Consider the following 19,473-nt stretch of genomic DNA (forward strand, 5'->3'; position numbering starts at 1 on the left):
CCGGCGACTGGCGCCAGTCGATGAGAGCCTCGGGGATCTCCTGGAGGAACCGAGAGGGCATCGCCACCTGCACGTCGCCGAACTGGGCACGGGTGCTGGCCAGGGTCAGGTAGAGCTGCTTGCGAGCACGGGTGATGCCCACGTACATGAGCCGGCGTTCCTCGGAGATGCCGCCGATCTCGTCGACCGACATCTGGTGCGGCAGCAGTCCTTCCTCGACACCCGTGATGAACACGGCGGGGAACTCGAGCCCCTTCGCGGTGTGCATGGTCATGAGGGAGACCGTGCCGCTCTCGTCGTCGAGTTCGTCGACCGCGGCGACCAGGCTCACCTCGGTGAGGAACTCGAGCAGCCCGACGCCCGGGTGCTGCACGTCGTATTCCTTGGCGACCGAGACGAGCTCTTCGAGGTTCTCGGCGCGCGCTTCGTCCTGAGGGTCGCGCTTCGCCCGCAGCTTCTCGATCATCTGCGTCTCGTCGAGGATCAGCTTCAGCACGTCGGCGACGGGCGACGGCTGCTTCTGCGTCTCGGAGTCGTCGGTGGCACCGCCGCCCGCGGCCATGCGCGCCGCACGCTGCAGCAGCTGCCCCAGGCTCTCGATCGCCGCGCGCACCTTCGGCCCGAAGGAGAGTTCGCCCGCGCGCAGCATCGCGTCGTGGAACGAGATGCCCATCGCCTCGGCGAAGTTGGCGAGCTGCGCCTCGGCCATGGGACCGATGCCGCGCTTCGGGGCGCCGATGAGCCGCGACCAGGCGATCGGGTCGTAGGGGTTCGCGAGGCTCGTCAGGTACGCCATGGCGTCCTTGATCTCGGCCCGCTCGTAGAACTTGGTGCCGCCGAGCACCCGGTACGGGATCGCGGCCCGGATCAGCAGCTCCTCGAGCGCACGGGTCTGCGAGTTGGTGCGGTAGAACACCGCCACGTCGCCGTAGGCGAGGCCCGAGCGATGGAGGTCCTCGATCTCCTCGGCGACGAACCGGGCCTCGTCGTGCTGCGAGTAGCCGGTGAAACCGACGATCCGCGGGCCGTCGCCCTCCGAGGTCCAGAGGCTTTTGTCTTGCCGGTCGAGGTTGTTGCCGATCACGGCGTTGGCCGCCGAGAGGATGTTCTGCGTCGATCGGTAGTTCTGCTCGAGCTTGACCACCTCGGCACCCGGGAAGTCGCGCTCGAACTCGACGATGTTGCGGATGTCGGCACCGCGGAAGGCGTAGATGGACTGGTCGGAGTCGCCCACGACGGTGAGGCTCGCGGCCGGGATGCAGCCGAGGCCATCGAGCTCGCGGTCGCGCACGGGCGGCACGAGGCGCTCGACCACGTCGCGCTCGACGGGCCGCGTGAGCTCGCGGATGAGCGAGTACTGCGCGTGGTTCGTGTCCTGATATTCGTCGACCAGCAGGAAGCGGAAGCGCCGCTGGTAGACGGCCGCGACCTCCGGGAAGGTGCGGAAGAGGTGCACCGTCTGGCCGATGAGGTCGTCGAAGTCGAAGGCGTTGGCCCGGCGCAGCTCCTGCTCGTAGCTGCGGAAGATCTCGATGAACAGCCGCTCGCGCGGGTCGTTCGCGTTGGCCGTCGCGGCGTAGCTGTCGGCGTCGGAGAGCTCGTTCTTGAGTCGCGAGATCTTCGAGCTCGCGTTGGCCGGGGTGAAGCCGTAGCTGTCGGCTTCGAGGTCCTTGATGATGCGCTTGAGCAGCGCCCGGGAGTCGGCCGAGTCGTAGATGGTGAAGCCCGAGACGTAGCCGAAGCGCTCGGCCTCGCGACGCAGGATGCGCACGCAGGCCGAGTGGAAGGTCGAGATCCACATGCCCTCGGCCGCGCTGCCGAGCAGGCCTTCGACGCGCTCGCGCATCTCGGCCGCGGCCTTGTTGGTGAAGGTGATGGCGAGGATCTGGCTGGGCCACGCCTCGCGGTTGCGGATGAGCTGCGCGATGCGGTGGGTGAGCACGCGGGTCTTGCCCGAGCCCGCACCCGCGACGATGAGCAGCGCGGGGGAACGCGTGCTGACGGCCTGCGCCTGGGGCGGGTTGAGGCCGTCGAGCAGCGGATCCGGCGCACCGGAGCCGCCGGTGCCCGGGTCGCCGAGGGGAACACCGGACGGGTCGAGAAGTTCGAATTCGCTCATCGTGGTCCCAGTCTAGGAGCGACCGCCGACATCCTCCCCCGGGAGCCGGGCTAGCATGGCTGGGGTCCGACCCGCGGCCCCGACGAACGGAGACCGATGCCCACCGATCCGAGGCTCCTCGTGCTCGCCACCGGCGGCACGATCGGCATGCGCGAGACGCCGGCGGGCATCGCCCCCGACCCGGACTTCCCCGAGGTCCTCGAGGACATGCTCGCCGACATCTGCGAACCCCTCGGGATCGAGTGGCGGGTCAACCATCTCCAGCCCCCGATCGACAGTGCGAACGCCGACGCCGACACCGCACCGCGCATCGCGCGCACGCTGAGCGCCCGGGTGCGCACGCAGCAGCCGCGCGGCGTGGTCGTGCTGCACGGCACCGACACCCTCGCCTACACCGGTGCGCGCCTCGCCTTCGAGCTCTCGGGCCTCGGCTCGCCGGTCGTGCTCACCGGCAGCCAGCTCCCCCACGGCGCCGAAGGTTCCGACGCCCGCGACAACCTGAGCCTCGCGGTCCGCGCCGCGATGCGCGCGTCGCGCACGGCTCCCGTCTCCATCGCGTTCGGCGGAGCGATCGTGCCCGCGGTGCGCGCGACCAAGCACCACAGCTCCGCGCTGGAGGCGTTCCGCGCCGAACTCCCCCTGGGCGCGAGGCCCGCCGGGATCCCGAAGCTCGACGACGGCTCCCGCGGAGCCGCCTCGGCCCGGGTCATCTCGTTCCGCTTCGTCCCGGGCGTCACCGCCGACGACCTGCGCGGCGCCGTCGCGGGCGCTCCCGACGGCCTCGTGCTCGAGTGCTACGGCAGCGGCAACGGCCCCATGGACCGCCCCGGCATGCGCGACGCGCTCCGCGAGATCAGCTCGCGGATCCCCGTCGTCGCGATCACCCAGTGCACGGCCGGCGGCGGGGTCGACCTCGCGCGGTACGCGGTCGGGCGCGAGCTGGCACGCACGGGCGTGATCACCGGATCCGACCTCACGCTCGAGGCCGCGATCGCGAAACTCGGCTGGCTCGTCGACCGCGGCGCGGTCGGCAACATCCTGCGGGATCTCGTGCCCATCAACCTCATCGGCGAGTGCGCACCGCCGGCCGCCGAGGACCCGGTCAGCTGAGGCGCGCCGCCTCGGCCCCGAGCTCGGGGTGATCGACGAAGATCCCGTCGACGCCGGTCCGCACGATCGCACCGAACGCGGCGCGCCAGTCGCCCCAGGCACGGGCCGTTTCGGGGTCCGAGGCCTCCCCCGTGCGGAACGGCGCCGCGAGGAACCGGTTCTCGGGACGCAGCGTCCACGTGAACACCGCGAGCCCGCGGGCGTGGGCGCGCTCGACCAGGTCGGAGGTCACCGCGGCACCGTCGGAGCCGACGCTCACCAGGTCGCAGGTGTCGACGCTGATCCCCTCGACCCGACCGGCCAGTGCGTCGAGCCCCGCGTCGCTGCGGTACCAGGCGTAGCTCGCGGCGGCGGGTCCACCGGCTGCTTCTCGCGCCACCTCGTCGGCGCCCGCACCGGTATGCTCCAACAGGAATACGAAGTCCGCGGCCAGGCCGTCGGCGCGCAGCCGCTCCAGGATCCCGAGCTCGAAGCACTCGATCACGAGCCGTTCCCGGCGGTCCGCCCAGCCGGCCGGCGCCAGGACGGTTGGCAGCAGCTCCTCGAAGCGGTACCCCAGCTCCGAGAAGTACTGCGCGTGCTTCACCTCGAGCACGACGCCGATCCCGCGGTCGAGCGCCGCGCTCTCCTCGTCGATGATCGCGAGCACGTCCGACAGCCGGAGGATCGGCTCCCGTCCGTCGAACTCACGGTTGCCGGGTCGCGTCTCGGGCAGGCGCTCCCGGCTGCGCAGGATCGCGAGCTCGGCCCAGTCGAAGTCCTCGGTGAACCAGCCGGTCAGCTCGACGCCGTCGACGGTCTTCGTCGTGCGCCGATCGGCGAACTCGGGGTGATCCGCGACGTCCGTGGTGCCCGAGATCTCGTTCTCGTGCCGCACCACCAGCACGCCGTCGCGGGTGACGACCACATCCGGTTCGACGGCGTCGGCGCCCTGTCTGCAGGCGAGCCGGTACGCCGACTCGGTGTGCTCGGGGCGGAGCCCGGAAGCTCCGCGGTGGCCGATGACCAGGGGCCGGGAGCGGATGGCGGCGCGGGTGTCGGGCATGTCGACCATGCTAGGTCCGCCGGGTGAACGATCGGGGTGACGGGCCGGGTGAGCTGCGGGCGAACACCCAGTGGATTCCTATGCTGGCGTGGGAATCCGCCGATAGGCTGGTGTGAAATCCCGTCGAGAAAGGATCCCGACGCACATGAGCAATCCCGCGCTCTCCAACAACCCGGCGCTCAACGGCAAGACGCTGACCGCCGAGGAACTGCACCGCATCTACGATCAGCCTGCGGCGCAGCCCCAGCGCCCGGGCATCGACGTGCCCGCCGGTCAGCCCGCGCAGCCGGGCTTCGGCGCGCAGCCGGGCGCCCAGCAGCCGCCCGTCATCACCCCGTCCGACAAGCCGATGACCTACGAGAACACCATCTCAAAGACGGTCATGCTGTTCCTCATCGTGCTCGCCTTCGGTGCGGTGGGCTGGTTCGTGCCGGCGCTCATGCTCCCCGGCGCGATCGCCGGCCTCGTGCTCGGTCTGGTGAACGCGTTCAAGAAGGAGCCGAGCGTTCCGCTGATCATCGCGTACGCCGCCGCGCAGGGCCTGTTCCTCGGCGGCATCTCGGGCACCTTCGAGGCGATGTTCAACGGCATCGTCGCCCAGGCGATCATCGGTACGCTCGCCGTGTTCGCTATCACGCTGCTGCTGTTCCGCAGCGGCAAGGTGCGCACGAGCCCCCGCGCGACCAAGATCTTCATGGTCGCGATCATCGGCTACGCCGCGTTCTCGCTCGTCAACGTCGTGCTCATGCTCACCGGTGTCAACTCCGACCCGTGGGGCATGTACGGCGCGAAGCTCTTCGGCTGGCTCCCCCTCGGCCTGGTCATCGGCGCCCTCGCGGTGCTGCTCGCCGCGTACTCGCTCGTCATGGACTTCGAGCTGATCCAGAACGGCGTGCGCAACCGCGTTCCCGAGAAGTGGGCCTGGTCGGCCGCGTTCGGCCTCATGGTCACGCTGATCTGGCTGTACGTCGAGATCCTCCGCATCATCGCGATCTTCCGCAGCAATTAGCGGCTGACACGTCATACGCCGAGGGGCGGGGAACCATCCGGTTCCCCGCCCCTCGGCGTATGACGTGCGTGGGAGGCTCCCCGACTCAGGCCGAGATCGAGCGGGGCGGCTCCGGAGAATCGATCGGCGGCACGGGCACCACCGTCACCGGGCTCGTCGGCAGGCCGCCGTGCAGGGCGCGGTGCAGCCGCTCCATGCGCGCGTCGAGCTCGGCCGCGGTATCGGCGGCGTCCTTGAGGCTCGCCAGCAGCCCCTCGGGCACCTGGCGCTCGTACTTGTAGTGGATCTTGTGCTCGAGGCTCGCCCAGAAGTCCATCGCAATGGTGCGGAACTGGATCTCGACGGGCACGCGCACCGCCCCCGTCGAGAGGAACACGGGCACCTCGACGATCGCGTGCAGGCTCTGATAGCCGTTCGGCTTCGGCTCGGCGATGTAGTCCTTCACGAGCAGCAGCGTCACGTCGTCCTGCTGGGTGAGCAGCTCGAACAGCCGGTAGACGTCGGCGGTGAAGCTGCAGGTGATGCGCACGCCCGCGATGTCGGTGATGTGCTGTCGCACGACATCGAGGCCCGGCGGCAGACCGCGCCTGCGCACCTTGTCGAGCAGGCTGTCCGTCGACTTCACCCGGCTCGACACGTGCTCGATCGGGTTGTAGTCGTGCATGTAGAGGAACTCGTCGCGCAGGATCTCGATCTTGGTCTCGATCTCCTTCAGCCCGAACTCGTACTCGAGCAGGAACCGCTGGAACTCGTCGCGGACCGCGCGGGCCTCGGCCGCGGACATCGAGATGCGTTCGTCATCGGCACTGTCCATGTGCTCGACCCTAGCCGCGCAGTCTCGGCGCGGGCTGCGAGTCCCCTGCGCTGCTCCCACGCACGCGAGCGTCCCCGCGCCCGCGCCGGCAACGCCGCAGCGCGAACCGCCGCCCGAACCGGAACGGCATGCGCCCGCGGCTAGTCTTGACGGATGATTCTCGAGTCGATTCGCGCCGGGCTCGCGGGAGCCTTCTGGAGGCTGTCCCCGTGGCGACTCGTGCCCGAGGCCGCTCCGCCCGCCGGGCCGCGTCTGCTGATCGGCGCACCGCACACGTCGAACTTCGACTTCGTACTGATGCTCGGCATCGCCTGGAGCACGCGCATGCGGATCCACTGGCTCGGCAAGCGAGAGCTCTTCCGCGGGATCGCGGGTCCGATCATGCGCGGACTCGGCGGGATCGCGGTCGACCGCGCGAACGCCTCCGGCGTCGTCGACGCGGTGGTCGCGCGTGCCCGCGCGACCGACCGCTTCCTCCTGGTCGTCACGCCCGAGGGAACCCGCTCGGGCAGCGGCTGGCGCAGCGGCTTCTACCGCATCGCGATCGCCGCCGATCTGCCCGTCACCCTCGGCTACGTCGATCGCACGACGCGCACGACCGGACTGGGCCCGACCGTGCGGCTCACCGGTGACGTGGAGTCCGACATGGATCGGATCCGCGCGTTCTACGCCGATAAGTCCGGGGTGCGCCCCGAACGGCGCACCGAACCCCGCCTGCAGGACGAGGCGGGGCTCACCGCGCTGCTGGCTGACGACTCGGCCGAGCCCGGCACCGCCTGAACGCGCACGACGCGGAACGGGCCGGGGAGCATCGCTCCCCGGCCCGTTCCGATTCCGTCAGCGCCGAGGCGCCGAACGGATCACTCCCACTCGATGGTCCCCGGCGGCTTCGACGTGACGTCGAGCACCACTCGGTTGACCTCGGGCACCTGGTTGGTGATGCGGTTGGAGATCCTGGCGAGCACCTCGTAGGGCACGCGGGTCCAGTCGGCCGTCATGGCGTCCTCGGACGAGACGGGCCGCAGCACGATCGGGTGACCGTAGGTGCGACCGTCGCCCTGCACGCCCACCGAGCGCACGTCGGCGAGCAGCACGACCGGGCACTGCCAGATCGTCTGGTCGAGACCGGCGGCGGTGAGCTCTTCGCGGGCGATCGCGTCGGCCTCGCGCAGCACGTCGAGGCGCTCGCGGGTGACCTCGCCGACGATGCGGATGCCGAGGCCGGGGCCGGGGAACGGCTGGCGGCCGACGATCGCCTCGGGGATCCCGAGCTCGCGGCCGATCGCGCGGACCTCGTCCTTGAACAGGGCGCGCAGCGGCTCGATGAGCTCGAAGTCGAGGTCCTCGGGAAGGCCGCCGACATTGTGGTGCGACTTGATGTTCGCGGTGCCCGCGCCGCCGCCCGACTCGACGACATCGGGGTACAGCGTGCCCTGCACGAGGAACTTGACCTTCTCGCCGGAGGCCTTGGCCTCGGCGACGAGGTCGAGCTGCACCTGCTCGAACGCGCGGATGAACTCGCGGCCGATGATCTTGCGCTTCTCTTCGGGATCGGTGACCCCGGCGAGGTGACCGAGGAAGATGTCGGCCGCGTCGACGGTGATGAGCTTGACGCCGGTCGAGGCGACGTAGTCGCGCTCCACCTGCTCGCGCTCGCCCTTGCGCAGCAGACCGTGGTCGACGAACACCGCGGTGAGCTGATCGCCGATGGCCTCGTGCACGAGCGCGGTCGAGACGGCCGAGTCGACGCCGCCCGACAGCGCGGAGATGACGCGCGCGTCGCCGACCTGCTCTCGAATCCGCTCGATCTGCTCGGCGATCACGTTGCCGGCGGTCCAGTCGGCCGGGATCCCGGCGACGTGGTGCAGGAAGTTCTCGAGCACGCGCTGGCCGTGGTCGGAGTGCTTCACCTCGGGGTGCCACTGCACGCCGTAGAGCTTCTTCTCGGCGGATCCGAACGCCGCGACCGGCGTCACCGCGGTGCGGGCGTAGACCTCGAAGCCCTCGGGTGCCTGCTGAACCGCGTCGCCGTGGCTCATCCAGACGTTCTGGGCCTCGGGCTGACCGCCGAGGATCGCCCCGCCGTCGCCCACGAGGGTCGCGTCGGTCGCGCCGTACTCGCGGTCGCCGGTGTTGCCGACGGTGCCGCCGAGCGCGCGCGCCATGACCTGGAAGCCGTAGCAGATGCCGAGCACGGGGATCCCGAGGTCGAACACGCTGTCGTCGAAGGCGGGAGCGCCCTCCTCGTAGACAGACGAGGGTCCGCCCGAGAGCACGATGCCGAGCGGGCGCTTCGCCTCGACCTCGGCCGCGGTGATCGTGTGCGGCACGAGTTCGGAGTAGACGCCCGCTTCGCGCACGCGGCGCGCGATGAGCTGGGCGTACTGCGCTCCGAAGTCGACGACGAGGACCGGGCGGTGCTCGGTCGAGGTCTGATCGGTCATGAACGGCCTTCCGGGATCGGTGCGGCCGAGGCCGCGTTGGGAGTGGGAGTCTGGGCGTCCTCGAGGTATTCGAGGGTCTGGGTGACCTCTCGTGCGGTGCGCCCCTCGAGGAAGAAGGACATGAACGGGATCACGCCGCCGAGGGCGAGCAGCAGGAAGCGTCCGAAGTTCCAGCGCATCGGGCTCCACAGCATGAAGTTCGAGATCAGGTAGACCACGTAGAACCAGCCGTGCGCGATGAGGATCGCCTTGAACAGGTCGAAGCCCTCCACCGCGAAGTCGCGCTCCATGCCACCCGGCATGACGGGCTCGAAGTGGGCGAAGCCGTTCGGCGTGAAGAGGAACAGCTCGACCCGGAACACGTACTTCATGACCATGACGGCGCAGAGCAGCAGCAGCATGGTGCCGGTGATCACCGAGGTGACCTTGTAGAAGCTCAGCGACTTGCGGATGCGCGGGAAGTCGGCGGGCTTGGGCTGCAGAACCATGGATTCCATCCTATCGCGGTGTGACGTTTCGTCCTGCCCGGAGGAAGGACGTCATCCTGCGCGAGGAACGAGTCGCAGGATCTCGGGATTCTGCGACTCGTTCCTCGCGCAGAATGACGGGATGAGGATCAGGGGCCGGCCGCGCCGCCGCCCTCCGCCTCGAGCGCCTTGAGTTCGTGCTCCTTCTCCCAGGCATCGCGCGCCAGGCGGTACCAGAAGAAGATCGCGAAGCCCGCGAACACGACCCACTCGATCGCGTAGAAGACGTTGAGCCAGTTCACCGTCTCGGCCGGCAGCGGCGGGACGGACTCGATGCGGTCGAGCCCGTACTTCGACAGGGGCTCCCCCTGCAGCAGTTCGGCCGACTGCTTCGGGTGCAGCACCAGATAGCCGCCGTAACTGGGCTCGTCGCTCGCGCCCCAGCGATTCACGAGCTGCGCCGGCGCCATCGAGAGGATGGTCTGCGGATCGCGATCGGCCGTCGGGATCAGCGGCGCGTCCGGCGGCATGTAGCGGCCTTCGAACGCCACCGGCTGGAACACCTGGACGACCGGCTGCTCGGCGATGCGCTTCGCGGCCGCCTCGGCCTTCGCCGCGGACCGGGCCCAGCCGAGCGCGACCGCGAGCCGTGCGGAGGATCCGTCGCCCTGGTCGACCTGCACCTCGCCGACCACCCACGCGCCCTGCTCGCCGAAGTTGGTGCGGTTCTCGACCACGAGGGTCGAGGTGCGGGTCAGCACACCGGTGCCCGTGACGACCATGCCGCCCGCGTGATCGCTGACGGCGATCCCCGGTTCGGTCAGCTCGTTCAGCGGACGCGGCTGCTCGGAGGACGAGGTCGAGTCCTTCGCGCTGTTCTGCACGGCGACACCGAGCTGCCACTGGCCCAGCCAGGCGAAGCCGGCCGCGACCGCGAGCGCCGCGATGAGCGCCAGGATCCACTGCGGGCGCACCATGACCCGCGCGAGAGTCGGGTCGCCGAGGTATTCGGGGCGTTTCGCGGACGTGCTGATGGTTCGGCGCTCCTGCCAGAGGGATCAGGGCCGGAGAACCCACGGCCCACGGTCGGAGAACGACCGGACGAACCGATTCTATCGGGCCTCGCCGGGTCCGTCCTGAGCGTCCAGATCGTCTGCGCTGCCCGAGAAATCGGGGGCCTCGAGCCGCACCCGGTCCGCCGCTTCGTCGGTCAGCTCCTGCTGGCTCGCCCGCTCGGCGGCGACGCGTTCGAGGTAGCGCTCGACCTCACGTCCCGTGCGCGCCGCGTCCCAGCCGAGCACTCCGGCCAAGAGCTCCGCGGCGACCGGCGCGGCGGAGACGCCGCGATCCCACGCCTCGATCGAGATCCGCGTGCGCCGCGCGAGCACGTCGTCGAGGTGCAGCGCCCCCTCGTGGCTCGCTGCGTAGACGATCTCGGCGCCGATCACGTCGTCGGCACCGGGCAGCGACTCGCCGAGCTCAGGACGCTCGGCGACGAGCGCGAGCACGTCGTCGGTGCGCGACCCGTAGCGCTGCAGCAGGTGCTCCACCCGGTCGACGTGCACCCCCGCGGCCTTCGCCGAACGCGCGCGCCGGTTCCAGGCCGCGCGGTACCCCTCGGCGCCCACGAGGGGGACGTCGTCGGTGATCGAGGACGGGATCCGCCCCTCCATCGCGGCGACCGCCTCGTCGACCGCGTCCTTCGCCATGACCCGGTAGGTGGTGAGCTTGCCGCCCGCGACCATCACGAGACCGGGCACGGCGTGCACCACGAGGTGCTCGCGCGAGAGCTTCGAGGTCTCGTCGCTCTCCCCCGCGAGCAGCGGACGAAGGCCCGCGTAGACGCCCTCGACGTCGTCGCGGGTGAGCGGGGTCTGCAGCACCCTGTTCACGTGCTCCAGCAGGTAGTCGATGTCGGCCGCGGTCGCCGCCGGATGCGCCTTGTCGAGTTCCCAGTCGGTGTCGGTCGTGCCGATGAGCCAGTGCCGGCCCCAGGGGATCACGAAGAGCACGCTCTTCTCGGTGCGCAGCAGCAGACCGTACTTCGAACGGAAGCGGTCGCGCGGGACCACGAGGTGGATCCCCTTCGAGGCGCGCACCCGGAACGTGCTCCGCTCCCCCACGAGCGCCTGCGTGTCGTCGGTCCAGACGCCGGTCGCGTTGATGACCTGCTTCGCGCGGACCTCGAAGCGCTCGCCGGTCTCGAGATCGTGCGCCTGGACGCCGACCACCCGCTCGCCGACGCGGAGGAATCCTTCGACGCGTACCCGGTTCGCGGCGAGCGCGCCGTAGGCGGCTGCGGTCCGTACGACCGTCGAAACGAGCCGTGCGTCGTCCACCTGGGCGTCGGAGTAGCTGAGCCCGCCCCGGAACGCGTCGCGGCGGAGGCCGGGCGCCTCGCGGCTCAGCCGCCGACGAGTCACGTGCGCGTGCCACGGTACCCCGGGCGGACGCCCGCCGGTCCGCGCGAACAGGTCGTAGAGCAGCATGCCGGCGCCCACGTAGCAGCGCTCGATCACGGGGACCGTGACGGGGTAGAGGAAGCGGACGGGGCGCACGAGGTGCGGTGCCAGGCGCTGCAGCAGCAGTCCGCGCTCGACGAGCGCCTCGCGCACGAGCGAGAAGTTCATCTGCTCGAGGTAGCGGATGCCGCCGTGCACGAGCTTCGAGGATCGGCTCGACGTTCCCGAGGCCCAGTCACGGGCCTCCAGGATTCCGGTGGAGAGACCGCGGGTCGCCGCGTCGAGCGCGACGCCCGCACCGGTGATCCCACCGCCGATCACCAGCACGTCGAGTTCGGTACCCGGCTCGCGCATCGCGGCGATCGCCGCGGCGCGCTCATCGGGTCCGAGCCTGCCGCGGGTATCCCCCGTTGCAGGCGGTTGCGAGTTCTTCCGTACGCTCATGCGTTCCTCCTTCCGAACCCGCGAAGCGCTCAGCGCTCTGCGTGCACGATCCCGACGCGCTGGAACTCCTTGACCTCGGAGTAGCCGGCTGTGGCCATGGCCCGGCGCAGCGCGCCGATGAGATTCGCGGTGCCGTCGGCCACGTGGGCCGGTCCGCCGATGATCTGCTCGAGCGGGGCGACGCCGCCGACCTGCACCCGCGCGCCGCGAGGCAGATCGTCGTGGTGCGCTTCCTGCCCCCAGTGCCAGCCGCCGCCAGGGGCGTCGGTGGCGCGTGCGAGCGCCGCACCGAGCATGACCGCGTCCGCGCCGCAGGCGATCGCCTTGATCAGGTCGCCCGAGGTACCGAGACCGCCGTCGGCGATCACGTGCACATAGCGGCCGCCCGACTCGTCGAGGTAGTCGGTACGAGCCCCGGCGACATCGGCGATCGCGGTCGCCATGGGTGCGCGGATGCCCAGCGTGGCACGGGTGGTCGACGAGGCGCCCCCGCCGAAGCCGACGAGCACGCCCGCCGCGCCCGTGCGCATGAGGTGCAGGGCCGACTGGTAGGTCGCGGCACCGCCGACGATCACCGGTACATCGAGCTCGTAGATGAACTGCTTGAGGTTGAGCGGTTCGCGGCCCGGCACCGAGACGTGCTCGGCCGAGACGGTGTTGCCGCGGATCACGAAGAGGTCGACGCCCGCGCCGATGACCGTCTCGGAGAACTCGGCGGTGCGGTGCGGCGACAGCGCGCCGGCCACCGTCACCCCGGCCTCGCGGATCTCGCCCAGGCGGGCCGTGATCAGCTCGGGGCGGATCGGGGCCGCGTACAGCTCCCGCATGCGGGCGAGCGCGGCCACGGGGTCGGAGATGGTTGCCAGGTCGGCGAGCAGCGGCTCGGGGTTCTCGTGGCGGGTCCAGAGGCCCTCGAGGTTCAGCACGCCGAGGCCGCCGAGGCGGCCGAGCGCGATCGCCGTCGCGGGCGACATGACCGAGTCCATGGGGGCGCCCAGCACCGGGATCTCGAACTGGAACGCGTCGATGGTCCATCCGGTCGAGACGAGCTCGGGGTCGCGGGTGCGCCGCGTCGGCACGATGCCGATCTCGTCGAAGGTGTACACGCGACGTGCGCGCTTGCCGCGGCCGATCTCGATCTCGTTGCTCACGAACCCAGCCTACCGGCCGCGCAGCGATACGGCGAAGCCCCCGATCGCACGGGGGCGTCGGGGGCTTCGTCCGGAGAGCGGATCAGCGGCGGTAGTTCGGCGCCTCGACGACCATCTGGATGTCGTGCGGGTGGCTCTCCTTGAGGCCCGCGGAGGTGATGCGGACGAACTGGCCGCGCTCCTTGAGCTCGGTGATCGAACGAGCGCCCACGTAGAACATCGACTGGCGCAGGCCGCCGATCATCTGGTGCGCGACCGCCCCGACGGGACCGCGGTAGGGAACCTGGCCCTCGATGCCCTCGGGGATCAGTTTCTCGTCGCTCGGGACGTCGGCCTGGAAGTAGCGGTCCTTCGAGTACGAGGTGCGCTCGCCGCGCGTCTGCAGCGCGCCGAGCGAGCCCATGCCGCGGTAGTTCTTGAACTGCTTGCCGCCGACGAACACCAGGTCGCCCGGGCTCTCGTCGGTGCCGGCGAGCAGCGAGCCCATCATCACCGAGGACGCACCGGCGACGAGCGCCTTCGCGATATCGCCCGAGTACTGCAGACCGCCATCGGCGATGATCGGGACGCCGGCCGGAGTCGCGGCGCGAGCCGCCTCGTAGACGGCGGTCACCTGCGGCACGCCGACACCGGCGATCACGCGGGTGGTGCAGATGGAGCCCGGACCGACGCCGACCTTCACCGCGTCCGCGCCGGCCTCGACGAGCGCCTTGGCGCCGCTGTAGGTCGCGACGTTGCCGCCGATCACGTCGATGTGCGCGAACGCGGGATCGGCCTTGATCTTGGCGATGATGTCGAGCACGCCCTTGCTGTCGCCGTTCGCGGTGTCGACGACGAGCACGTCGACGCCCGCGTCGAGCAGCGAGGTGGCGCGCTTCCAGGCGTCGCCGAAGAAGCCGACCGCGGCGCCGACGCGCAGGCGTCCCGCCTCGTCCTTGGTGGCGTTCGGGTACTGCTCCTCCTTGTCGAAGTCCTTCACCGTGATGAGCCCGGTGAGGCGACCCGAGTCGTCGACGAGCGGCAGCTTCTCGATCTTGTGCTGACGGAAGATCTCCGCGGCGTCCGCACGGCTCATGCCCGTGCGGCCCGTGATGAGCGGCATGCGGGTCATGGCGTCCTCGACGCGCACGCGCGAGCGCTCGCCCGGATCGATGAAGCGCATGTCGCGGTTCGTGATGATGCCGAGCAGGATGCCCTGCTTGTCCACCACGGGAAGACCGCTGACGCGGTACTCGCCGCAGAGGGCGTCGACCTCGGCCACGGTCGCGTCGACCGTGGTCGTGACCGGGTTCGTGATCATTCCGGCTTCGCTGCGCTTCACGCGGTCGACCATCTCGGCCTGATCCTGGATGGACAGATTGCGGTGGAGGATCCCGAGGCCGCCGTTGCGGGCCATCGCGACCGCCATGCGCGTCTCGGTCACGGTATCCATGGCCGCCGAGATGAGCGGGATCCCGAGCTCGATCCGGCGGGTGAGCCGGGTCGAGGTATCGGCCTCGCTGGGGATGACGTCGGTGTGCGCCGGAAGCAGCAGCACATCGTCGTAGGTCAGACCGGTGAACGCGAAGGGATCGCGCTGTTCCATGGAGCCTCTTTCCGGGTCGGGATCGTTGCGAGGAGAACGGCGCATCCGCTGCCGTTGCACCATTCTAAACGCAGGGCCCCCGCCGCTTCTTCCCGCGGGTTCCCGAGCGGCTATCCGCCGAGGGCGATCGGACCCGTCCTGGGCTCGGCCGTGGCCTGCGGCTGCGGCGCCCGACGCAGTGCGGCGACCATGTCGACGACGAGGAACACGAGCGCGATCCAGACCGCGACGAAGCCGATCCAGCGCGCGGCCGACATCTCCTCGTGCATGACGAAGTAACCGAAGATGAACCCGATCACCGGGGTCATGAACTGCAGGAAGCCGATGTAGGTGAGCGGGAGCCGCTGCGCGGCCTCGCCGAAGAGGATCAGCGGCACCGCCGTGACGAGCCCGCTGAGCAGCACGAACACGGTGACGAGCGGCCCGTGGGTGAACGCGGCGAGCCCGGCGGGCAGGACGGCGAGGATCGCGAGCTGCACGAGTCCGACCGGCACCGAGACGAACGTCTCGACGGTGAGCCCCGTCACGCCGTCGACCGCGTCGATGCGCTGGTGCACGACGCCGTAGAGCCCGAACGACACGGCGAGGCCGATCGCGATCCAGGGGAACTGGCCGTAGGCGACGGTCGACACGAGCACGCCGATCCCGGCGATCGAGACCGCGATCCACTGCAGGCGCGACAGCTTCTCGCGCCAGAAGATCACACCGAACAGGATCGTGAACAGCGGATTGATGAAGTAGCCGAGCGCCGTCTCGAGCACGTGGCCCGAGATGACGCCGACGACGAACAGCTGCCAGTTCGCGTAGAGCAGGAGCGAAGCGAGCGCCAGAGCGCCGAGCTTCTTCGGCGTGCGGAGGATCTCGGCGACGGATCCCCATCGACGCGTGACCGTCACGATGAGGGCGCAGATGATGAGTGTCGTGATGACGCGCCACGGGACGACCTCGAAGGGGTTCACCGCGGCGATGAGGGTGAAGAAGAGCGGGAACGCACCCCACATGAGATAGGCCCCGAACCCGAAGGCCAGGCCGGATCTGAACTGCGTCGTCTCTCTGTTAGTACCGCTCACCGATCCAGTCTAGTGAGCAGTTCCCGGCCGATCGATGGCCCGCGGGACGACGACGCCGGCGGCTTCGTTGTTCGTGAGAACAGGAAACGGGCCCCGGAGGCATTGCCTCCGGGGCCCGTGTTCGCGCGACGGAGAACGCCGCGAAGCGCTTAGCGGGTGACGACCGCGAGGACGTCGCGAGCCGAGAGCACGAGGTAATCGGCGCCGCCGACCTTGACCTCGGTGCCGCCGAACTTCGAGTAGATCACGACGTCGCCGACCGCGATATCGAGCGGGACGCGAGCGCCGCTGTCGGAGACGCGGCCGGGGCCCACTGCCACGACCTCGCCCTCCTGCGGCTTCTCCTTGGCGCTGTCGGGGATGACGAGGCCCGAAGCGGTGGTCTGCTCGGCCTCGACCTGCTTGATGACGATTCGATCCTCGAGCGGCTTGATGGCAACCGACACGATTGACCCCTTTTCTGACGTGAACTGAAGATTGTGCGAGCGCCCGGAGGAAACCGGGCGTCGTGTGAAGTCTAGGGTCTGGATTGGCACTCCTGCAAGGCGAGTGCCAGCGAATGCGCAGGTGATCGCGAGGGGCGAACGCGCGCGATCGGGTGGCACCGACCCGGAGACGATTCCGGCCGTGCGCACGGGCGCTCACGGCGCGGCGTGCGAGGATGTTCGGCAACGGCCGGGAACTCCCCGGCATCCGCCTCCGACGACCCGAGGAAGAAGTACGAGATGTCGTTCCCCACCGACCCCACCCAGCCCCCGCAGCAGCCCGAACAGCCGACCGCGCCCGAGCAGCCGGTTCCGCCGGCCCAGCCCGAGGCCCCGCGGCCCGAGGCCCCGCAGTTCGCCGCTCCGCTGTCGAACGCGCCGCAGGTTCCGGCGCCGCCGGCACCGCAGGCCGCGCCGCAGCAGCCCTACGGAGCGCCGCAGCCCTACGGAGCGCCGCAGCCCTACGGAGCGCCCCAGCCGTACGGCGCCCCGCAGGCCCCGTACGGAGCGCCCCAGCCCGGCGCCGTCCCCCAGTACGCGGCGTACCCGGCGCCCCCGGCGACCAACACGATGGCGATCATCGCGTTCATCGCCTCGTTCTTCATCCCGCTGCTCGGCATCATCCTCGGGCACATCAGCCTGAGCCAGATCAAGCGAACGGGCGAGAACGGACGGGGCCTCGGCCTCGCGGGCACGATCATCGGCTACGTCCTCACGGCGTTCTACGTGCTCTGGATCGGCTTCGTCATCGTCATCTCGGTGATCGCCGCGGCGTCGTCCAGCGGCTACTCCTACTCGAGCTACTGAGCTCACCCGCACTCGACCGCGAGGAGGCCCCGGACCCGCGTCCGGGGCCTCCTCTCCGTTTCGCAGGCTCCTGATGACCGGGGAAAACCGCCATGTCGTATGGTGGAAGCGCAGCAGGTATCGGCTGCACGAACGAGATCCGGAGCTCAGCATGTCGAACGCCACCCCGCAGGAGCCGCAGAACACCGGCGCGCAGCCCACTGTTCCGCAGCCCACCGCACCGCAGCAGCAGTTCACCGTTCCGCAGCCGACCGCGGCGCAGCCCTACCCCGCGACGCAGCAGTACCCCGCGGTCCCGCCGCAGCCGGCCCCGGCCTACAGCGCCGCCCCGCGCAAGCCCGAGGCCACCACCATGGGCCTCACCAACACCTACGCGGTCCTGGCCATCATCTTCGCATTCATCGCGCCGCTCGCCGGCATCATCTTCGGGCACCTCTCGCTCGGCCAGATCAAGCGCACGGGTGACGCCGGCCGCGGCATCGCGCTCACCGGCCTCATCATCAGCTACGCGTACTTCGTGGCGATCGCGCTCTTCTTCATCTTCTACATCGGCTTCATCGTCGTGATGATCGGCACGGCCGGCGCCGCCCTTTCGCAGACGGGCACCTACTGATCCATGGCGAAACCGCGCAGACGACCCCGGGGCGACGCCCCGGGGTCGTCCGTTTCACGCCCCGCCGGCTCCCGCCTGTCGTCGCCCCGCGCCTCCGCCGCTCCGCGCGGACGCGTCGCGGCGACCGGCTCCGTGCTGCCCGGCTGGGATGAACTCGCGACGCCCGCCGGGCTCGACCTGCTCGACCGCATCGACGCGGCCGCCGCGACCGGGCTCGACGCCGCCGCGATCGGAGGCGTCCTGCGCGCCGAGGGAACCGATCCCGGGCTGATCGCGGCGGCGCTGACCCAGCACGACCTCCGTGTCCGCGCCGCGAGCAAGTTCGGATCGCGCCGCGCCGCGCACATGCTCTTCACCCCGGCGGGCCTCGAGCAGGCCTCCCGCTTCGCCGTCGCCGAGCGCCATGCGGCGCGGTTCCGCGCGGCCGGAGCGACCCGGGTCGCCGATCTCGGCTGCGGCATCGGCACCGAGTCGCTCGCCGTGCTCGAAGCGGGCCTGGCCCCGCGCGCGGTCGAACTCGATCCGCTGACCGCGACGTTCGCCGCTCACAACCTCGCGGTCGCGGGTGCCGGTCCCGACGACAGCGTGCGCGTCGGCGACGCCGAGGCGCTGGGCACGGCCGACGCCGACGCCGCGTTCCTCGATCCCGCCCGCCGCACCGCCGGGCACCGCGATACTCGGCGGCTCGCCGGCCCTGACGACTACGCACCCTCGCTCGGCTTCGCCTTCGGCCTCGCCGAGCGGATGCCGACCGGCATCAAGCTCGGCCCCGGCTTCGACCGGGAGCTCATCCCCGACGACGCCGAGGCCCAGTGGGTCTCGGTCGGCGGGCAGCTCGTCGAGATGGGGCTGTGGTTCGGTGCCGCCGCGCGTTCGGGCATCCGGCGCTCGGCACTCATCCTGCGCGCCCCCGGGGACCCCGATTCGGACCCCGACGCCGATGAGCTGCACGCCGACGCCGACGCCGACGACGCCGAGGTGCGCCCGCTCGGCGGGTTCCTCTACGAGCCCGACGGGGCCGTGATCCGAGCCCGGCTCATCGGTCTGCTCGCCGCGCAGCTGCGAGCCGGAATGCTGAGCGACGGGATCGCCTACCTGACGGGTGACGCGCTCGTGCCGACGCCGTTCGCGACGGCGTTCCGCGTGCTCGAGACGCTGCCCGTCAAGGAGTCGGAGCTGCGGCGTGCGCTCGCGGAGCGCTCGATCGGCACCCTCGAGATCAAGAAGCGCGGGATCGACGTCGACCCCGCTGCGCTGCGAACCCGGCTCAAGCTCCGCGGTTCCGAACGGGCGACGCTCGTACTCACCCGAGTGGCGGGCAAGCACACGGCGCTGCTCGTCGAGCGCTGCTGACACCTGTGAGACGCCGAGAGGCCCCGGATCCGTGCGGACCCGGGGCCTCTCGCCGTACTGTCGGGGGGCTACGGAGTGGTCGTGATGTCGACGCTGGAGCAGTCGATCGTCTGCCCCGCGATCTCGACCGTCGCCGCGCCGTTGGCGCACTGCTCGGCCGCGTTGCCGACCGCACCGAGCGCGAGCAGCGCCACGATCACGATGACCACGCCGGCGACCAGACCGAGGATTCCGACGATGAGGCCGGTGAGGCTGAAACCCTTGGGCTGCTTCTTCACCATCGCGACGATGCTGAGCACGATGCCCACGAACGCGAGCGGGATCCCGAGGAACGGGAGGAAGCACAGCACCAGGCCGACGATCGAGAGCACCATACCGGTGATCGCGAGGCCCTTCTTCGGTGCGGTGTCGGTCGAGTAGGGCTGCGCTGCGCCGTAGCTCGGGACGCCCGGAGCCGCGGGCGCGGCCGGCGGGACCGGAGCCGCAGCAGGCATG

18 protein-coding genes are annotated in these 19,473 nt (G+C 70.4%); 6 read left to right on the top strand and 12 right to left on the bottom strand.

Annotation, left to right across the window (positions count from 1 at the left end; all coding sequences use genetic code 11):
- On the bottom strand, positions 1-2,119 hold a 2,119-nt coding region (locus BMH31_RS15180; protein WP_099769567.1), incomplete at its 3' end, for a UvrD-helicase domain-containing protein.
- A 96-nt stretch (positions 2,120-2,215) separates the two neighbouring features.
- On the opposite strand from BMH31_RS15180, the gene BMH31_RS15185 reads away from it, so the two are divergent.
- On the top strand, positions 2,216-3,229 hold the full coding sequence (locus BMH31_RS15185) for an asparaginase domain-containing protein (protein ID WP_099722911.1): 1,014 nt from the start codon (positions 2,216-2,218) through the stop codon (positions 3,227-3,229).
- Here the strand turns inward: BMH31_RS15185 and BMH31_RS15190 are convergent.
- Positions 3,222-4,274 (bottom strand): glycerophosphodiester phosphodiesterase family protein, encoded by a 1,053-nt coding sequence (locus BMH31_RS15190; protein ID WP_099722926.1) that lies wholly within the window; start codon positions 4,272-4,274, stop codon positions 3,222-3,224. The genes BMH31_RS15185 and BMH31_RS15190 overlap by 8 nt on opposite strands.
- Positions 4,275-4,419: 145 nt before the next feature.
- Between BMH31_RS15190 and BMH31_RS15195 the strand changes: the two genes are divergently transcribed.
- Positions 4,420-5,283: a Bax inhibitor-1/YccA family protein gene (locus BMH31_RS15195; protein ID WP_099722912.1), complete on the top strand. Its 864-nt coding sequence runs from the start codon at positions 4,420-4,422 to the stop codon at positions 5,281-5,283.
- Between the two features lie 85 nt (positions 5,284-5,368).
- Here BMH31_RS15195 and BMH31_RS15200 read toward each other — a convergent pair whose 3' ends face one another.
- The gene (locus BMH31_RS15200; protein ID WP_099722913.1) at positions 5,369-6,097 is read right to left on the bottom strand and encodes a GTP pyrophosphokinase family protein; all 729 of its coding nucleotides are present in this window, start codon (positions 6,095-6,097) and stop codon (positions 5,369-5,371) included.
- Positions 6,098-6,250: 153 nt separating this feature from the next.
- On the opposite strand from BMH31_RS15200, the gene BMH31_RS15205 reads away from it, so the two are divergent.
- Positions 6,251-6,877 (top strand): 1-acyl-sn-glycerol-3-phosphate acyltransferase, encoded by a 627-nt coding sequence (locus BMH31_RS15205; protein ID WP_099722914.1) that lies wholly within the window; start codon positions 6,251-6,253, stop codon positions 6,875-6,877.
- Between the two features lie 80 nt (positions 6,878-6,957).
- Here BMH31_RS15205 and guaA read toward each other — a convergent pair whose 3' ends face one another.
- From guaA to groES, 8 genes are all read right to left on the bottom strand, one after another.
- Positions 6,958-8,541: a glutamine-hydrolyzing GMP synthase gene (gene guaA, locus BMH31_RS15210; protein WP_099722915.1), complete on the bottom strand. Its 1,584-nt coding sequence runs from the start codon at positions 8,539-8,541 to the stop codon at positions 6,958-6,960.
- Entirely contained in the window at positions 8,538-9,029 is a 492-nt protein-coding gene (locus tag BMH31_RS15215) for a DUF3817 domain-containing protein (RefSeq protein WP_099722916.1), read from the bottom strand. Before BMH31_RS15215 ends, guaA begins: the two co-directional genes overlap by 4 nt.
- 128 nt (positions 9,030-9,157) lie before the next feature.
- Positions 9,158-9,985 (bottom strand): SURF1 family cytochrome oxidase biogenesis protein, encoded by an 828-nt coding sequence (locus BMH31_RS15220; RefSeq protein ID WP_099722917.1) that lies wholly within the window; start codon positions 9,983-9,985, stop codon positions 9,158-9,160.
- A 135-nt stretch (positions 9,986-10,120) separates the two neighbouring features.
- On the bottom strand, positions 10,121-11,914 hold the full coding sequence (locus BMH31_RS15225; protein WP_099747340.1) for a glycerol-3-phosphate dehydrogenase/oxidase: 1,794 nt from the start codon (positions 11,912-11,914) through the stop codon (positions 10,121-10,123).
- Between the two features lie 29 nt (positions 11,915-11,943).
- A complete protein-coding gene (locus BMH31_RS15230) occupies positions 11,944-13,065 on the bottom strand; it encodes a GuaB3 family IMP dehydrogenase-related protein (protein WP_099722919.1) in 1,122 nt (373 codons plus the stop codon).
- Between the two features lie 82 nt (positions 13,066-13,147).
- Complete coding sequence (gene guaB / locus BMH31_RS15235; protein ID WP_099722920.1) at positions 13,148-14,650, bottom strand: IMP dehydrogenase; 1,503 nt, start codon at positions 14,648-14,650, stop codon at positions 13,148-13,150.
- Between the two features lie 110 nt (positions 14,651-14,760).
- Entirely contained in the window at positions 14,761-15,720 is a 960-nt protein-coding gene (rarD, locus tag BMH31_RS15240; RefSeq protein WP_241898327.1) for an EamA family transporter RarD, read from the bottom strand.
- Between the two features lie 149 nt (positions 15,721-15,869).
- Positions 15,870-16,166: a co-chaperone GroES gene (gene groES, locus BMH31_RS15245; RefSeq protein ID WP_046456594.1), complete on the bottom strand. Its 297-nt coding sequence runs from the start codon at positions 16,164-16,166 to the stop codon at positions 15,870-15,872.
- 279 nt (positions 16,167-16,445) lie between these two features.
- Here groES and BMH31_RS15250 point away from each other — a divergent pair, with 279 nt between their 5' ends.
- The 3 genes from BMH31_RS15250 (at position 16,446) to BMH31_RS15260 (ending at position 18,978) form a co-directional block, all read left to right on the top strand.
- Positions 16,446-17,012 (top strand): DUF4190 domain-containing protein, encoded by a 567-nt coding sequence (locus BMH31_RS15250; protein ID WP_099769568.1) that lies wholly within the window; start codon positions 16,446-16,448, stop codon positions 17,010-17,012.
- Between the two features lie 151 nt (positions 17,013-17,163).
- Positions 17,164-17,625 carry a DUF4190 domain-containing protein gene (locus BMH31_RS15255; RefSeq protein WP_099722923.1) on the top strand — a complete coding sequence of 154 codons (462 nt, stop codon included), beginning with the start codon at positions 17,164-17,166 and terminating at the stop codon, positions 17,623-17,625.
- 3 nt (positions 17,626-17,628) lie between these two features.
- Positions 17,629-18,978 carry a class I SAM-dependent methyltransferase gene (locus BMH31_RS15260; RefSeq protein WP_158234977.1) on the top strand — a complete coding sequence of 450 codons (1,350 nt, stop codon included), beginning with the start codon at positions 17,629-17,631 and terminating at the stop codon, positions 18,976-18,978.
- 68 nt (positions 18,979-19,046) lie between these two features.
- Here BMH31_RS15260 and BMH31_RS15515 read toward each other — a convergent pair.
- The coding region (locus tag BMH31_RS15515) for a hypothetical protein (protein WP_099769569.1) at positions 19,047-19,473 on the bottom strand (427 nt) is incomplete at its 5' end.

Source organism: Leucobacter sp. OLIS6, assembly GCF_002752355.1.
Taxonomy (GTDB): Bacteria; Actinomycetota; Actinomycetes; order Actinomycetales; family Microbacteriaceae; genus Leucobacter.

Coding starts and splice junctions, on each gene's coding strand:
- BMH31_RS15215 (WP_099722916.1), bottom strand. CDS start 9,029: ATGGTTCTGCAGCCCAAGCCCGCCGACTTCCCGCGCATCCGCAAGTCG.
- guaB (WP_099722920.1), bottom strand. CDS start 14,650: ATGGAACAGCGCGATCCCTTCGCGTTCACCGGTCTGACCTACGACGAT.
- BMH31_RS15205 (WP_099722914.1), top strand. CDS start 6,251: ATGATTCTCGAGTCGATTCGCGCCGGGCTCGCGGGAGCCTTCTGGAGG.
- BMH31_RS15200 (WP_099722913.1), bottom strand. CDS start 6,097: ATGGACAGTGCCGATGACGAACGCATCTCGATGTCCGCGGCCGAGGCC.
- BMH31_RS15225 (WP_099747340.1), bottom strand. CDS start 11,914: ATGAGCGTACGGAAGAACTCGCAACCGCCTGCAACGGGGGATACCCGC.
- BMH31_RS15250 (WP_099769568.1), top strand. CDS start 16,446: ATGTCGTTCCCCACCGACCCCACCCAGCCCCCGCAGCAGCCCGAACAG.
- BMH31_RS15220 (WP_099722917.1), bottom strand. CDS start 9,985: ATGGTGCGCCCGCAGTGGATCCTGGCGCTCATCGCGGCGCTCGCGGTC.
- BMH31_RS15255 (WP_099722923.1), top strand. CDS start 17,164: ATGTCGAACGCCACCCCGCAGGAGCCGCAGAACACCGGCGCGCAGCCC.
- BMH31_RS15260 (WP_158234977.1), top strand. CDS start 17,629: ATGGCGAAACCGCGCAGACGACCCCGGGGCGACGCCCCGGGGTCGTCC.
- guaA (WP_099722915.1), bottom strand. CDS start 8,541: ATGACCGATCAGACCTCGACCGAGCACCGCCCGGTCCTCGTCGTCGAC.
- BMH31_RS15190 (WP_099722926.1), bottom strand. CDS start 4,274: ATGCCCGACACCCGCGCCGCCATCCGCTCCCGGCCCCTGGTCATCGGC.
- BMH31_RS15185 (WP_099722911.1), top strand. CDS start 2,216: ATGCCCACCGATCCGAGGCTCCTCGTGCTCGCCACCGGCGGCACGATC.
- BMH31_RS15195 (WP_099722912.1), top strand. CDS start 4,420: ATGAGCAATCCCGCGCTCTCCAACAACCCGGCGCTCAACGGCAAGACG.